The sequence below is a fragment of the Pseudomonas sp. HMSC065H01 genome (assembly GCF_001815235.1).
Classification (GTDB): domain Bacteria; phylum Pseudomonadota; class Gammaproteobacteria; order Pseudomonadales; family Pseudomonadaceae; genus Pseudomonas; species Pseudomonas aeruginosa.
Genome location: NZ_KV819915.1, coordinates 1 through 266, shown reverse-complemented (window position 1 = coordinate 266; position 266 = coordinate 1). Strand labels below are relative to the sequence as shown.

The window sequence follows — 266 nt, the reverse complement described above, 5'->3', positions numbered from 1 at the left end:
TTGCAGGCGACGAAGATGTCGATGTACTTCGGGTCGATGTACTTCGCCATGATCTCGCTTTCGTCCAGCTCGCGCAGGGCGTCGCGCAGGTTGTTCGGCAGGCTCGGCTCCATCTGCTCGTAGGAGTTGCCTTCGATCGGCGCGCCCGGCTCGACCTTGTTGGTCAGCCCGTGATGAACGCCTGCCAGCACCGCTGCCAGTAGCAGGTAGGGGTTGGCGTCGGCACCGGCCACCCGATGTTCCAGGCGTACCGCGTCCGGGCTGCC

Annotated in this window: 1 pseudogene; it reads right to left on the bottom strand. The window is 65.0% G+C overall.

What is annotated here, in order from left to right:
- Positions 1 to 266, bottom strand: a pseudogene (locus HMPREF3014_RS24885) (glutamine synthetase); the annotation flags it as partial.